The sequence below is a fragment of the Nostoc sp. genome (assembly GCF_036919575.1).
In the GTDB taxonomy this organism is placed as follows: domain Bacteria; phylum Cyanobacteriota; class Cyanobacteriia; order Cyanobacteriales; family Nostocaceae; genus Nostoc.
Map to the genome: position 1 here is coordinate 1 of NZ_JBALBY010000075.1, position 14,550 is coordinate 14,550.

Below are 14,550 nucleotides of genomic sequence, written 5' to 3' on the forward strand. Positions count from 1 at the left end.
CTGGATTTTCTTTTTCCCCCCTTTCCAAGGGGGGATTAAGGGGGGTAAAACGCCTGTGGAATAAGCATTTGAGCTTAAGTTGACACCAATGAGCATTGCTGTGCCCCTACGACAGGTGTGGTTCAAATACATGATTTCTGCTGTAATGGGGGATTCACATCCACCAGCGATCGCGTAGCTCCTTCTCTAAGAGAGGCTCTGCCAAAGAGTAGGCGATCGCGCAGCGTTTTAAACCCGTTTATTCACCCACCACTTGTAGAAAATTCATTCTGAATTCTGAATTCTGAATCCTGAATTCTGTTTTGATAATCTACAAATCACGTCTCTGCGGCTACTAGCGCTGAGTAAATCGACACAACATTAGCATATAATACTCAGTTTTAAAAATCCGGTTGATCAAGGTGGCATCTATCTATACATAGCGCAATCGGAAATTTTTAGCTGAGGTTGGGTATGTACCGGACAATTTGCATTGCCCTGATGTCATTGCCTGTTTATTTATACAATGTTGAGCTAGCCAATAGTTGTAGTCGTGACGTGCTGATTGTTAAAAACCAGTTTCCCATAATAACGGCTCTAATTGCTTACAACACAAGTACTCAGTCAGACAATTTTCCGTGGCAAATATCAGCTAGAGATGACCAAACGGAAGATTGTCTTCGCGCTGGTACTTGCAAAGATTGATACTAATTCGTAATTCGTAATTCGTAATTACGGTAGTCCCATCATAAAAAAAAAGAAAATTAATGGTTACAAAAAATCAACGTACAGTAGTGGTTACAGGAGCATCAACAGGAATTGGCCAGGCGTCTGCTTTGCTTTTAGACCAGTTGGGCTTCTCTGTTTTTGCTGGCGTGCGTCAAGATGTTGATGCTCAAACACTTAGAGAGAAAGGGTCACAAAGGCTGATTCCGATTTTTTTAGATGTTACTGATGCTGAATCGATCGCAGCTGCGGTTGATAAGGTAACAAATGCTGTCGGTGATGGGGGGATTTTCGGTTTAGTGAATAATGCCGGAATTGCTGTTCCTGGGCCGTTGGAATTATTAGCGATCGCAGAATTTCAATACCAGATGCAGGTTAATGTTACTGGACAATTAGCAGTCACACAAGCATTTCTTGGTCTATTACGCCAGAGTCGGGGCCGAATTATCAATATGGGTTCCATTGCTGGTAGAAGTCCGACGCCGTTCCTGGGAGCTTATAATGCGTCAAAGTTTGCTTTGTCAGCACTCACTGATGTGCTGCGGATGGAGTTACGACCTTGGGGAATCTCGGTTTCTATTATTGAACCTGGTTCTATCGCTACTCCAATCTGGGAAAAGTCTCTAAGTCAATCTGAAATAGCACAGCAGGATTTACCAGAATCGGCACAAAATCTTTACGGTCAGGCGATGAATATTGTCCGTAAAAAAATGCAAATTCTCGCATCTAAGGGAATTTCTGCGGATCTTGTCGCTCAGGTTGTTGTCGATGCGCTGACTGCAAAACAACCTAAGACACGCTATCTTGTTGGACAAGATGCCAAACTTGGAGCTGTGCTGAAGCACATTTTACCCGATAAGCTGCATGACCGGGTAATTTTATACTCAATGGGGTTGTAGATTACTTTACGCGTCAAATTACCCCCCTTAATCCCCCCGATGGATTGGGGGGAAAAATGAATCTAGTTCCCTCCCCTTTACAAGGGGAGGGTTAGGGTGGGGTAAAACTGACGCCAAAACCAAGTGAGTAAACTATTCACACTTGTGTATACACCCTAGCCTTCCCTCGTAGGGAAGCGGTTGGGGTTAGGTTTGAGAGAAAGTTGGACACCGCGTTCATTTTAAGAAAAAAATCATCTTTTTAAGAAAAAAATCATCTTTTTAAGAAAAAAATCATCTTTTTAAGAAAAAAATCATCTTTTTAAGAAAAAAATCGTCTTTTTAAGAAAAAAATCGTCATTTTAAGAAAAAAATCATCTTTTTAAGAAAAAAATCGTCTTTTTAAGGAGTAAAGTATGGCGTTAAGGCGTAACCCATCGCTTTCAGGAGTAAATCATCACTTTCAGGAACAAATTATCCCTTTAAGGGCTAAATCTAGCGTTTACGCCTTAATAGAAAATACCAAATATGTGTGATGCAAAAAACCACATCTGTCGTAGGGGGTAAATTAACCAGGGTTTTACCCCACCCTAACCCTCCCCTTGTAAAGGGGAGGGAACTGGATTTCCGATCTCCCCCCTTTCCAAGGGGGGATTAAGGGGGGTAATTCGACTTGTGTGTACACTGTAGCGGCGTAGCTCAAGGCATCGCTTCCGACTTCCGACTTATTTAATTTTCTCTTAGTCCAGGTCGGTGGACTTTGTTTGTATAGCCGCGACTTCCAGTCGTTTGGGCTTGGTGCAAAATGTTCCCTACGAGTGGTCTATATTTTATGCAATTGAGAACCGCTATATATTCAAGAGTGCTATAAAACTGTACTTAAGATTACCTTTTTTTGTGCTGGATATTTTTAATATTGATAAGAGTACCTTATTTATTCAGGAGGATTTTTGCTATTTGTACTTATAATAGTATTTTTACTTACTTAAAATCAAATATCAGCCTTGGCTTGTGCTAGATCAAACCTAGATATGAAAAATCATCCTGAATACTGCTAATTTAGTTAGTATTTTGAGTGAGATGTACTTAAATTAAGGAAGAAATTCCCTAAAACCAAATATATTTATTCAACAGATTTTTTCATCCCTATTCCTGAGTGAACTCGATTAGTTATGCTCCTAGATTTAGAAAGATTTTATCAGGCTTGCAATCCCAGCAGACCTCTAATTATAGGAAATGCCAGCGATCGCAGATACTATATCGATTTTGCTGCGGTGCGGGGTGGCAAAATCATTGAGGCTTTGCAGCGCACGATCGCTAGAATATCCCCGGATGCTCCAACCTGTCAACTATTTACCGGACATCTCGGCTGTGGAAAATCAACGGAGTTGTTACGCCTGAAAGCTGAGTTAGAGGAACAGCAATTTCATGTAGTTTACTTTGAGTCTACCCATGTGTTAGAAATGGCAGATGTGGATGTGACTGATATTTTATTAGCGATCGCTGGACAGGTAAGCGAAAGCCTAGAAGCCTTGAAAATTAGGTTTAAGCCTAGCTACTTTACTAAGTTGTTTGCTGAACTCGTGGATTTTCTGCAAACGCCAATTGAACTTGGGGTGGAAGCAGAGTTGTCTGTGGGGATTGCCAAAATTACAGCTAAGGCTAAAGAAAGTCCCCAATTGCGGCGGCGGTTAAGAGATTACTTGGAACCGCGAACAGCAAATATTTTACAGTCAATTAATCAAGAATTGCTAGAACCTGCCACCAAGCAACTGAAAGCTAGGGGTAAAAAAGGATTGGTGGTGATTGTTGATAATTTGGATAGAGTCGCAATTCGGCCTTTACCATCGGGGCGATCGCTGCCAGAATATTTATTTATTCAGCGTGGTGAACAGTTACGCAAACTAAATTGTCATGTAGTCTATACTATTCCCTTAGCGCTGACTTTCTCCAACGATAGCGCCGAACTTCAACATCGTTTGGGGGGTGGAGTCGCGCCAAAAGTGTTACCGATGATACCTGTACGTTTGCGCTCTGGGGAGATTTTCCCGCAAGGGTTAACAATGTTGCGGCAAATGGTGCTAGCTAGAGCTTTTCCCGACATTTTAGCTAGGGATCGGTTAGGCTTAATTACAGAAGTGTTTGATAATCTGGATACCTTAGATCGATTGTGCTTGATTAGTGGTGGTCATGTACGCGACTTGCTAGGGTTACTGTTTGACTGTCTGCGAGAACAAGATCCACCTTTTGAGCGGGAGTGTGTCGAGTTGGTAATCCGAAGACAACGGGATTACCGAACTAATGCTATCGACCCTCATGAGTGGGAATTAATCTTTCAGGTAGTGCAACAGCAGAGAGTTAGAGGCGATATAGAATACCATACTTTATTGCGAAGTTTGTTTGTATTTGAATACCGCGATCATCAGGGAGCTTGGTTTGCCGTCAACCCAGTTTTAGCAGAGACAGAAAAATTTAAGTCATGGTTGAACGACACCCACAAGCAGATGTAACAGCAGCTAATGAGCGAGCTTTGAGAAATTTGGGGAGAGCAATTGCCCTTTCTAACGGTCAATTCTCCCTGGTTTTGGTGTGCTGCAATTATCGAGTTTTGCAAGAGCAAATGTTGCAAAAACTTGAAGAACTCTCTTCAGGAGTACACCAAATTCAAAAGGTAGTTCTGCCGCATAATGCTAGAAGTCTTTACACAAGTATTCATTTACAACTGCTAACCGAAAAGAATCCGCCATCGGCGTTGATGATTTTGGGTTTAGAGTTAGTAGATGGACTTGATGATCTATTGAGGTCTATCAATCATATTCGTGATGAATTTCGCAAACGCCACGCATTCCCGATGATTGTCTGGGTGAATGAGGAAGTGTTGCAAAAGGTAGTGCGTTTAGCACCAGATTTTGCTAGTTGGGCGGCGACACCGATTCAGTTTGAAATGACAACTGACTCACTGCTGGAATTTTTGCAACAGGAAACTGATTCTTTATTTGCTACGGTGTTACCAACCGAGGCTGCACAACAACAACCTCCTGAAGTTGCAAAGCATTATTCCACTGTGGAGCAAGTCTGGAAACATAGCTATGAACTCCACTTTGCTATTAAAGAGTTACACAATCGTGGTATTAGCTTAGATTCAGAATTAGAGGCTAGTTTAGAATTTGTTTTTGGTCTAGATGATTATATTAGCGATCGCATTCATCCAGCCTTAAACCATTTTCAGCAAAGCTTGGAAGTTTGGCAAAAGTTGGCGAAAGGAAAGATTGGAGGAGATGAAGAGGATGCTGACTTTTCACGGGATCTCGAAAACCTCTCTCCAAACCTCTCTCCTGCAAGGAGAGAGGCTTTGAATTCTCCCCATTCCCTTGTAGGGAAGGGGGCTGGGGGGTTAGGTTTCGCGTTAGCTTTTCCACATGACCTGAATTGTCAGGAAGAAGATGAGGGGGTATTTTCTTTGCCTATGCCTCCTAATCGGCCATCTCCTCTACTTTTACGACAGGGAATTTTACTGTTTTATATTGGGCTGTGTTATTGCCGTTTTGCAGAGCAAAATCAAACCGAAAACCGTCGTCATTGGTACACAGCTAAATCTTATTTTCAGCAATGCTTAAATGTTTTACAAGTGGCTGGACGTTTAGATATAGTTGCTGGATTCATTAATCAACTCGCTGAAGTTTTGCAATATCTGCAAGAGTGGGAAGAATTGCAGACGGTTGCTCAAAAGTCTCTGGAGTTACATCAAACTTATGGTACTCAAATCGAATTAGCTTGTGACTACGGTTTTCTGGCGCAAGTGGCTGTCCAGCAGTCGCGCTGGGTACAGGCGAGTATATTAGCACACGTATCACTGTTAAAATTAGGTGAGGCGCAAAAGCACAACGATCCTTACAACTGCTTATTTCCATTATTATTGGGGCAAATTTACTATTTAGTTTTGGCGAAAGCCCAGCGAAATTTAGGTGAATTAGAAATAGCGCGTGAATACCTGGATAAGGCGACAAAAGAACTACCAGCAGCTTTAGAAAGCAGCGCTCATCAATACGATGCCCATCGTTATATTCGCTTATTGCGGAGATTGCGATCGCTCTACTTTGAAGAAGGGCGCTATCTGGAAGCCTATTATATTCGACAGAAACGGCGTTCTGTTGAGCAACAGTACGGTTTTCGGGCTTTTATCGGTGCGGGACGCTTGCAACCGCAAAGACAGGCGACAAATCCAGCATTGATGTCACCTTCTGGGAGTAGTAGCGTTGCTTTAGAAATTGCCGCTTCTGGTCGGGAGCGTGATATTAATAACTTAATTGGCAGAATTAGCCGCGCCGATCAAAAGCTGACGGTAATTCACGGTCAATCAGGGGTGGGTAAAAGTTCGACTGTGACGGCGGGTTTAGTTCCAGCATTGCAAAATCGAGCCGTTGGCGATCAAATAGCCGTGCCTGTGGTATTGCAAGTTTACACCGATTGGGCGCGAGAATTAGGAAAATCTTTAAGTGAGGCGATGTCTAGTGACGCATCCCTTGCCGTGTATGCTGATATCAAGTCAGAAGTAGCTATTAAACCGGAAGCTTTAGCTTACTATGCCCAACCGATCACCATCTTGAGAATTTTAGAGCAACTAAAGGAAAATGCCGATCAGCACTTGATCACAGTTTTAATTTTTGACCAATTTGAGGAATTTTTCTTTGGTTATAGCGATCGCAATCAAAAGCAAGAATTTGATAAATTTATTAGTGACTGTCTCAAAATCCCCTTTGTGAAAGTGATCCTTTCCTTACGCGAAGATTATTTACATCGGTTATTAGATTTTAAACATCTTTCGGCACTGGAAGCGATTAATAATAATATTCTCGACAAGCATATTCGTTACCAGTTAAATAACTTTACACCAGAATATGCGAAAGCAATTATCCGAAAATTAACAGAGCGATCGCAGTTTAACTTAGAACCGGCTTTAATTGATGCTTTAATCGAAGATTTATCAACAGAATTTGGAGAAGTTCGCCCGATTGAATTGCAAGTGGTGGGAGCGCAAATTCAAGATGAGCGCATTACTACACTAGAAGAATATCAGCCATATCGACCTAATAAACTCATTGAGCGATATATTAAGGAACTGATTAAAGACTGCGGCCCAGAGAATGAACGAGCCGCTTTAATCGTCTTATACTTATTAACAGATGAAAGTAACAACCGACCTTTTAAAACTCGTGCTGAGTTAGCGGTGCAGCTAGCAGAATTGGAAGATGCGAGTAACTTAGAGTTAGTCTTAGAGATTTTAGTTAGCTCCGGTTTAGTAGTACTATTCCCTGATGTACCAGAACGCTATCAACTGATTCACGATTATTTAGTAGACTTAATTCGCTACCTGCAACAACAGGAATCGAGTTTACAGGTACAACTGAACCAGCTACGCCAAAAAGTAGAACAGAGTCAAGCTGAGATTGAACGACTTAAAAGCGAACTTAGCCAAAAAAAGCAGCGTTCCAAATTGGTAGATTCTCATCCCCAACCGGGATTGGACTTATTAACAGAATTGCGAGAGTTACACAAGCGGGAAGAATTGAGTCAGTTAGAAATTGAACATTTGCGGGCTGAACTTAAAGAAAAAGAGTTAACAGCTAAACTCGCAGAAAGTCAAAAGAAACAAAGAATTAGTGAAGCTCAATTAAATCGGTCGTTGAAAATTGCCCTAACTGCTTGCGTTCTCGCCATATTAGGATTAAGTGTTTCTATAGTCACAGCAGTAGATAGCGAAATTAAAACTCTGAGTGCATCTAGTGAAGCCCTCTTTGCTTCCCAAAAAGGTATTGATGCTTTAAAAGAAGCTTTAAAAGCGGGAAGAAAATTCCAACAAACAGTCTGGGTAGATTCCAATACAAGAGAGGAAGTACAAACAGCACTCTATCAAGCAGTTTCCAGCGTCAGAGAATATAACCGCTTAGAAGGGCATATCTCTGGGGTAAATAGTGTTATATTTAGTGGCGATCGCACTTTAATTGCTTCAGCCAGTGCGGATAATACAATTAAACTCTGGCGTCCCGATGGTAGCTTGGTTAAAACCTTGTCGGGGCATGATGATGTAGTTAATAGCGTCAGTTTCAGCCCCGATAGTCAAATAATTGCTTCCGCCAGTCAAGACAAGACAGTAAAACTGTGGAATCGTGACGGTCAACTGCTTGCTACTCTATTAGGACATCAAGCTGTAGTTAATAGTGTTAGTTTCAGCCCAGATGGTCAAATTATTGCTTCAGCGAGTTCAGACAAGACAATAAAACTTTGGAGTCGGGACAACAAGCTACTCAAAACTTTGCAGGGACATGAAGGTGCAATCTTAAGTGTCGCTTGGTCGCCTGATGGTCAAACTCTTGCTTCCGGGAGTGCTGACAAGACGGTAAAATTGTGGAGTCGGGATGGTAAGCTGCTCAAAACCTTCCAAGGACATGATGATGCAGTCAAAAGTATAACTTGGTCGCCTGATGGTCAAGCGATCGCTTCTGCTAGTTTAGACCAGACAATCAAACTATGGAATCTGGAAGGTAAACTACTGCGAACCTTATCGGGGCATAGTGCTGGAGTTACCAGCGTCAGTTTTAGCCATGATGGTAAGACAATCGCTTCTGCAAGTACCGACGAGACAATTAAACTTTGGAGTTTTGAAGGTGTGCTGCTAGGAACCTTGAAGGGACATAATAATTGGGTGAATAGCGTCAGTTTCAGCCCAGACGGTCGCACCCTTGCTTCTGCAAGTCGGGATAAAACTATTAAACTCTGGCATTGGGATGATGTGCTGCTGCGAAAGCCCAAAGCCGATAATGATGACTGGGTAACTAGCATCAGTTTTAGTCCAGGCGATCGCACCTTAGCAGCAGCGAGTCGAGACAAAACTATAAAACTTTTCAGTCGTGACGGTAAACTAATCCGTATTTTCACGGGGCATCAGGGTCAAGTTTGGGGCGTGAGTTTTAGCCCCGATGGTAAAGCGATCGCTTCGGCTAGTAAAGATAAAACGGTGAAGCTTTGGAGTCTCGACGGTAAAGTACTCAACACCTTGCAGGGTCATAATGGTGCCGTCTTAGGTGTTGCTTGGTCGCCTGATGGTAAAGTAATTGCCTCGGCCAGTAAAGATAAAACAGTAAAACTTTGGAGTCTCGACGGTAAACTACTTAACACCTTGCAGGGACATCAAGACGCGGTGAATTGGGTAAGCTTTAGCCCAGATGGTAAATTGCTAGCCTCAGCCAGTGATGACAAAACAGTGAAAATCTGGAGTGTGGATGGTAAACTACTATACACATTAACTGGTCATAGCCGCCGAGTAAATGGGGTTGCTTGGTCGCCTGATGGGAAAGCGATCGCATCAGTTAGTATTGATAGCACGGTGAAGATTTGGAGCCGAGACGGTGATTTGCTCAATAATCTCGCTGGCGATGGCGATAGTTTCATCAGTGTGAGTTTTAGCCCAGATGGTAAGACTCTAGCAGCTAGCAGTGATGACAAAGTAAGGATTTGGAACCGAGAAGGGACATTGCTGATTGCTTTGAAAGGTTATAAGGATGAATTAACCAGCGTCAGTTTCAGCCATGACGGTAAAACTTTGGCTGCGGGTAGTGCTAACGGTGCGGTGATTTTACAGAATTTGGCGGATATCCAACTGGAAAAATTACTGACACGGGGTTGCGATTTACTACACGATTATTTGCAGACTAATCAGAAGGTGATAAAGAGCGATCGCGCTTTGTGTTCTGGTAGGTGATAGCCTATTAGATTATCGAACCCGTTAAATAAAATGCAAAACTTCCTCCTGTATCTAGCTTCCCTCTCCTTTATAAGGAGAGGGATTGAGGGTGAGGTAAGCCAGGGACATAAATAAGATAACGTTGCTGTCTACCAAGACGGTCATAGATTGTCGTCGCTGCGGGTGAGGGTCATGATTTGTTCACTGGTGAGGTTTCCAGCAGCGCAACCCCGCATGGTGTCAATCCAGGTTAAAATTTTATCGGTAGGTTGTATTTTCTTGAGATAGAGGCGATCGCCTTCGATTTCAAACGCTAATTCTACGTCAGGAGAAATGTTTAGCACCTCTCGGATTTCAGGAGGGATAGTAATCTGACCGTCAGGTGTAATCCGCATAGTGTGTTTATTCTTCAAGCGTTCTTATGTCCTCATGTTAATGTTGAAGTGTTTAGCTAATAGCTCCCCTGCATTTCTATTTTCCATATTTCCCACTATTTTAATCATCTTGTGAGACGATTAAAACGCGATGTCTACGACGGGCTACGCCTACGCTCTTTGTGTTCTGGTAGGTGATGTAGAAGAATGATGAAAGGCGATATATATTACAGCAGAAATCATGTATTTGAACCACATCTGTCGTAGGGGCACAGCAATGCTGTGCCCCTACCGCGTGGTCTATTTACCTGAAAATAGCTGTAAATTAATTATCTATTCAAATAATCATAATTCATGCAAAAAATCGTATCCGATCCAAAAATAATGATGGGCAAACCTGTCATTTCAGGAACTCGTATTACAGTTGAATTAATTCTCGAAAAGCTTGCTGCGGGTGAAACACCTCAGCAAATACTCGAAGCGCATCCGCGACTTAGCGATGAAGGAATTAAAGCAGCTTTGGCATTTGCGGCTCAAGCTTTGGGTTATTCGGTTTATCTCCAAATGATAGAGCAGAAATTATTGCCAATGCCATTAATCAACACGCAGATGAATTATTAGGAGCTTTTAGTGTTATTTCATCTAAAAGTATTCGCATTCGTAAAATGACGTGAATTTTAGATGCGATTTGGTAGCATTGAGTGAAGTACCCGTCAGCAAGGGAGCGAGGGCGATGTATGCAACCGTCACACAACCACTGACTTTTGAAGAGTTTCTTGCCTGGGACGATGGTTCAGGCAGAGAGTTTGAGCTATTGGATGGGATTCCCGTGCCATTATCAGAACCAAATGCAAATCATGAGGATTTGATCGAGCGACTGTGCGCCTACTTAGAAAATCACTGCCAAGAAAATGACCTGCCTTACGTGTCGCGCCAGTCCAAGCAGGTTCGGCTCAAAACAGCACCACCAGAAAAGGAAAAAAGCCGGAAAGCAGATATAGTCATATTTGCAAGAGTTGAATGGCAGAGGATGAAAACTAGCTCTAGTTCTGCTGCTGCATATATTCCACCACCCGGAATCATTGAGGTCGTTAGCAACAACTGGAAAGACGACTATCTGACAAAACTTGCTGAATATGTTCGCGTAGCGTCTCGAAGAGAGGACTTGGGCGTTTTGGAGTACATCATTGTGGACTATGCTGCTTTTGGTGGCATTCGGTTTATTGGCTCTCCGAAGCAGCCAACCATTACAATCTACCAACTTGAAGATGGAGAGTATTTACCCCCAAAGGTGTTTCGAGGGCAGGATCGAATTGATTTTAGATTGTTTCCGAATATTCCCTTAACGGCTGAACAGATTTTTGCAATGAGTCGCTAATTAGCAACGAAGAAATTTATTACAGTAGATAATTGGCGCAAGCGATCGCCGCGAAAGTTTTCACTGGTAAGCAGTAACAAAAATTGTTATTATGATGTCTATTCTTGTTATAAGGAAATAGATACATGAATATTTCCCTTACTCCTGAGTTGGAAGCATTCGTCCAAAGACAGGTTGAGTCCGGCTTGTACCATTCTCAAAGTGAGGTGATTCGGGAGGGATTGCGTCTTTTGAAACGTTTTAACGACCATTCCGAGGAATATAAATTGTGGCTCAATGAGCAAATTGCTATCGGTCTTTTTGAGCTTGATAATGCACAAGGTCTTCCCCAAGAAGGTGCGCGGGAGCGCATCCGCAACAAGGCGCGACAACTGATGAAATAAACCGCTGTGACGAACCGGAAATCTTATATTCTCTCGCCACAAGCGGAAAATGACCTCGCGGGAATTTATGCCTATATCGCGCGAGATAATTCGGATGCCGCCGAACGGATGCTGGACAAGCTTCTTTGTGCCTGTGATTTACTGACAGACAGCCCCGGAATAGGTCAGTATCGTTATGACCTGACCCCCCTTCATGTCCGCTTCTGGTTAGTACAGCCTCGCTATTTCCTGATATACCGAGGTGAAAACCCTGTTGAAATCGTGCGAGTTCTGGCAGCAAACATGGACATTGCGCGGGAACTCACCGGAGAATAAACACACTGCTGCGTCTGTCCGAACTGCGGCAGGGGGTGGGTAGTGGTGAGCAAAAAGCAGCGATCGCCCGCGAGTTCGGCATCAGTTGTGAGATGCTATATCAACGTCTTACGAATTTTGTGATCACGGGACTGGTGCGGCTCGAACGCACGACCTGACGCTTAGGAGGCGTCCGCTCTATCCAACTGAGCTACAGCCCCAAATAGGAAGCATATATAATCATAGCAGGAGTTTTAGCGAGATTGCCAACAATTATCCCAAGAACCGCCGCCTACTTCTAAACCACAAAGAAAACTTTCTGCTTTCAGGATTATTTGAGATTTTCTGCCATTTAATTCTCGTAACTCTAAATTTAACTTTCCTTGCATGGTGTCTCGGCAACAATATCTTAAACCATCCTCTGTAGGCGCACGCAGAGGTGTACCAGGTAAATCGGTGGTTCCTGTCAACTCAATTTCGTAATTTGAATTACTAGCTCTCATTTGCCATCTACCCCAAGGCTGAATTTCCCAGTCTACTTGTGAATTCCAGGGAACGAATTCATAAAACTTGCCTTGATAATGCAAGCCAATCATCGCTACAGATTCCATCCACCACAGCACACCGCGCCGTCCACCGCCAGCAGTTAATGCTAAGTCGGGTTCGCCCTCGAAGCAATTACAGTTTATCCAAAACCATTTTTGGGGAAAAGCACCACCCCAATTTTTCTCGCCGTAGGCTGGGGCGTTGGTGAATTCGTAGATTTTGCCATTCCAGTCAATCTTCCCACTGGCTAAACCGTGAGCCATCAAAATTTGCCATCCCGGTTCAAAAATCTGCAAGAATGACAGCCAGCCTGCGGTTGATTGCTGAATGCTATTTTGATTCCCCCAAGCGTATAATGGTTGAATTTCATACTGCCAACGGCAATAATTATTCGTGGCGCGATCGCAAATTATTCCCTGATTCAAGGTGGCTGTAGCTTGATATCCCTCTTGAATATGATGCTCAAACTCTGCTGGTAGCAGGTATAAAGGAGAAACTTGCAAATCCGTTTTACCCCAATGACCTAAACCCAAAACATCTCGACTACCCCAAAATTTCTTCACATCAGGAAAAGTACGGCATAAATACTCATCATCCGGGCCGAGGATTTGGGCGGAACCGCCGCTATGGGCTTTACCGCCGATGGGGTCTTCAATGGAGTACATAAAGGCGAATGTTTGCCCAATTTCCGGTAAAGTAACGCGGTAATACCAGCCTTCAAAGAAGCGACGACTACTATTATCCCAGTGATAGCCAGAATGGGGCGTTTGAGTTGATTGGAGAAAATTTAGGGGAATAGTTAACATAGATTTATATAGTTGCCGATTTTTTCAGTATGCGCGATCGCTTGGATATCAATTATGCTTATGAAATTCTGGGGCTAGAACCTGGTGCATCACCAGCACAAGTGAAGCGAGCTTACCGTAAACTGGTGAAAATTTGGCATCCCGATCGCTTTCTTGAGCCAAAGCAAAAACAGGAAGCTGAGGAAAAAATCAAATCAATCAACGCTGCTTACAACAAGCTTAAATCTGAAAGTCCATCCGAGCCTCCCCCTAGTGAAAATCCATCTTCATCTTCGCCTACAAATCCCCCAAAAATATCTGTCAATCGTTGGGATGCAGAAACTTTCTATACTTTGGGAGTAGAGAATGCTACAAAAGAAAGATATGAAGATGCGATCGCAGATTTTACCCATGCAATTCGTCTCAATCCTCACTATATTGATGCATATAAATATCGTGGGCTAGTTTGCTCTCAACTGGGATACGAATATAGAGCCGCTTCAGATTTAAATAAAGCTGCACAAATCGAACAAGAATTAAGAAATCCGGGTGCTGCACGTAGATCGCGATCGCCTAGATATACATCAAAACCTAGACCTTTGGTAGAAAGATTTTGTCAGAGGATAAAAAGTTTACTGCGGCTAAATCGGCGTTGAAGATAAGACTACAGCGTGTAGTTTGGCGTAAGTCCTATAGTTAATATTGAAGCAAGAAGGTCAGGACGAGACAGATGCGGGCAATGTCCAGAAGCTAGCTCAATGGCATCGACTCCTAAGCGCTTGCGTGCAGCGTAGCGTGACCATGCAGGAGATATTATTCGGTCATTGGTACAAACAATATATTTACGCTCAACATTTGGCAAAGCTTTTAGAGGATTCGTTTCAAATATATATGCCATAGATTGTTGCGAACGACTTTTCGAGATTGCCCACTGTGCTACATCCGGTTGACAATCATGAAAGAAAAAATCCCTTAATACTGCTTCGTCTGAATAATCTTTCCCTACAGAAGCTGGTTCAAACATATCAGGCTCATCGTGGAACTGTTGGAGTTTACTTGGGTCTTTTGGCTGGTAATTGAATGATTTGAGCGTATCAGAATCAAGATGATCAGAAAATTGGTCGAGTGTACTGATTCCAGGATACGGGATCAGCGCCGCCACAAACACTAGTTGACGCACTTTTACCGCTTCTGCAACCAGGGGAATTATAGTACCAGCCATTGAGTGACCGACTAGCACAATATCATCATCAGTTTTTGGCAGCACTTGAATTACTGCATCTGCAAATTGGGACAAAGTAGCAGATGCATTTTCAATTGGCAAATCCATTGCTACGGTTTTATGACCCTGTGTTTCTAAGTAGGGAATGAGCAAATCCCAACACCAAGTGGCTTGGAAGGCACCATGAACTAGACAAAAAAGACTCATATCAATTGAATAGTGGTAATGGTGGACAAGTTTCCTA

The 14,550-nt window shown here is 42.9% G+C and carries 12 protein-coding genes and 1 tRNA gene; 9 read left to right on the plus strand and 4 right to left on the minus strand.

The window, feature by feature from the left end:
* Window positions 1–453 precede the first annotated feature (453 nt).
* The 4 genes from V7K27_RS19690 to V7K27_RS19705 all read left to right on the plus strand — a co-directional run bounded on the left by V7K27_RS19690 (window position 454) and on the right by V7K27_RS19705 (window position 9,342).
* On the plus strand, window positions 454–684 hold the full coding sequence (locus V7K27_RS19690; protein ID WP_334949776.1) for a hypothetical protein: 231 nt from the start codon (window positions 454–456) through the stop codon (window positions 682–684).
* A 62-nt stretch (window positions 685–746) separates the two neighbouring features.
* Complete coding sequence (locus tag V7K27_RS19695) at window positions 747–1,604, plus strand: SDR family oxidoreductase (RefSeq protein ID WP_334949777.1); 858 nt, start codon at window positions 747–749, stop codon at window positions 1,602–1,604.
* Between the two features lie 1,151 nt (window positions 1,605–2,755).
* The gene (locus V7K27_RS19700) at window positions 2,756–4,093 is read left to right on the plus strand and encodes a P-loop NTPase fold protein (RefSeq protein ID WP_334949778.1); all 1,338 of its coding nucleotides are present in this window, start codon (window positions 2,756–2,758) and stop codon (window positions 4,091–4,093) included.
* Entirely contained in the window at window positions 4,063–9,342 is a 5,280-nt protein-coding gene (locus V7K27_RS19705; RefSeq protein ID WP_334949779.1) for an nSTAND1 domain-containing NTPase, read from the plus strand. Before V7K27_RS19700 ends, V7K27_RS19705 begins: the two co-directional genes overlap by 31 nt.
* Window positions 9,343–9,485: 143 nt before the next feature.
* Here V7K27_RS19705 and V7K27_RS19710 read toward each other — a convergent pair whose 3' ends face one another.
* The gene (locus V7K27_RS19710; protein WP_334949780.1) at window positions 9,486–9,719 is read right to left on the minus strand and encodes an AbrB/MazE/SpoVT family DNA-binding domain-containing protein; all 234 of its coding nucleotides are present in this window, start codon (window positions 9,717–9,719) and stop codon (window positions 9,486–9,488) included.
* A 333-nt stretch (window positions 9,720–10,052) separates the two neighbouring features.
* Here V7K27_RS19710 and V7K27_RS19715 point away from each other — a divergent pair, with 333 nt between their 5' ends.
* The 4 genes from V7K27_RS19715 to V7K27_RS19730 all read left to right on the plus strand — a co-directional run bounded on the left by V7K27_RS19715 (window position 10,053) and on the right by V7K27_RS19730 (window position 11,774).
* Window positions 10,053–10,319 (plus strand): DUF433 domain-containing protein, encoded by a 267-nt coding sequence (locus V7K27_RS19715; RefSeq protein ID WP_334949781.1) that lies wholly within the window; start codon window positions 10,053–10,055, stop codon window positions 10,317–10,319.
* Between the two features lie 49 nt (window positions 10,320–10,368).
* Window positions 10,369–11,076 (plus strand): Uma2 family endonuclease, encoded by a 708-nt coding sequence (locus V7K27_RS19720; protein ID WP_334949782.1) that lies wholly within the window; start codon window positions 10,369–10,371, stop codon window positions 11,074–11,076.
* Between the two features lie 125 nt (window positions 11,077–11,201).
* The gene (locus V7K27_RS19725) at window positions 11,202–11,459 is read left to right on the plus strand and encodes a type II toxin-antitoxin system ParD family antitoxin (protein ID WP_334949783.1); all 258 of its coding nucleotides are present in this window, start codon (window positions 11,202–11,204) and stop codon (window positions 11,457–11,459) included.
* A 6-nt stretch (window positions 11,460–11,465) separates the two neighbouring features.
* Complete coding sequence (locus tag V7K27_RS19730) at window positions 11,466–11,774, plus strand: type II toxin-antitoxin system RelE/ParE family toxin (RefSeq protein ID WP_334949784.1); 309 nt, start codon at window positions 11,466–11,468, stop codon at window positions 11,772–11,774.
* 126 nt (window positions 11,775–11,900) lie between these two features.
* On the opposite strand, the gene V7K27_RS19735 is transcribed toward V7K27_RS19730, so the two are convergent.
* A tRNA-Arg gene (locus V7K27_RS19735) sits at window positions 11,901–11,974 on the minus strand.
* 33 nt (window positions 11,975–12,007) lie between these two features.
* Window positions 12,008–13,105: a tocopherol cyclase family protein gene (locus tag V7K27_RS19740; protein ID WP_334949785.1), complete on the minus strand. Its 1,098-nt coding sequence runs from the start codon at window positions 13,103–13,105 to the stop codon at window positions 12,008–12,010.
* Between the two features lie 29 nt (window positions 13,106–13,134).
* On the opposite strand from V7K27_RS19740, the gene V7K27_RS19745 reads away from it, so the two are divergent.
* Complete coding sequence (locus V7K27_RS19745) at window positions 13,135–13,740, plus strand: J domain-containing protein (RefSeq protein WP_334949786.1); 606 nt, start codon at window positions 13,135–13,137, stop codon at window positions 13,738–13,740.
* 8 nt (window positions 13,741–13,748) lie between these two features.
* Here V7K27_RS19745 and V7K27_RS19750 read toward each other — a convergent pair whose 3' ends face one another.
* The gene (locus V7K27_RS19750; protein WP_334949787.1) at window positions 13,749–14,513 is read right to left on the minus strand and encodes an alpha/beta fold hydrolase; all 765 of its coding nucleotides are present in this window, start codon (window positions 14,511–14,513) and stop codon (window positions 13,749–13,751) included.
* Window positions 14,514–14,550 lie beyond the last annotated feature (37 nt).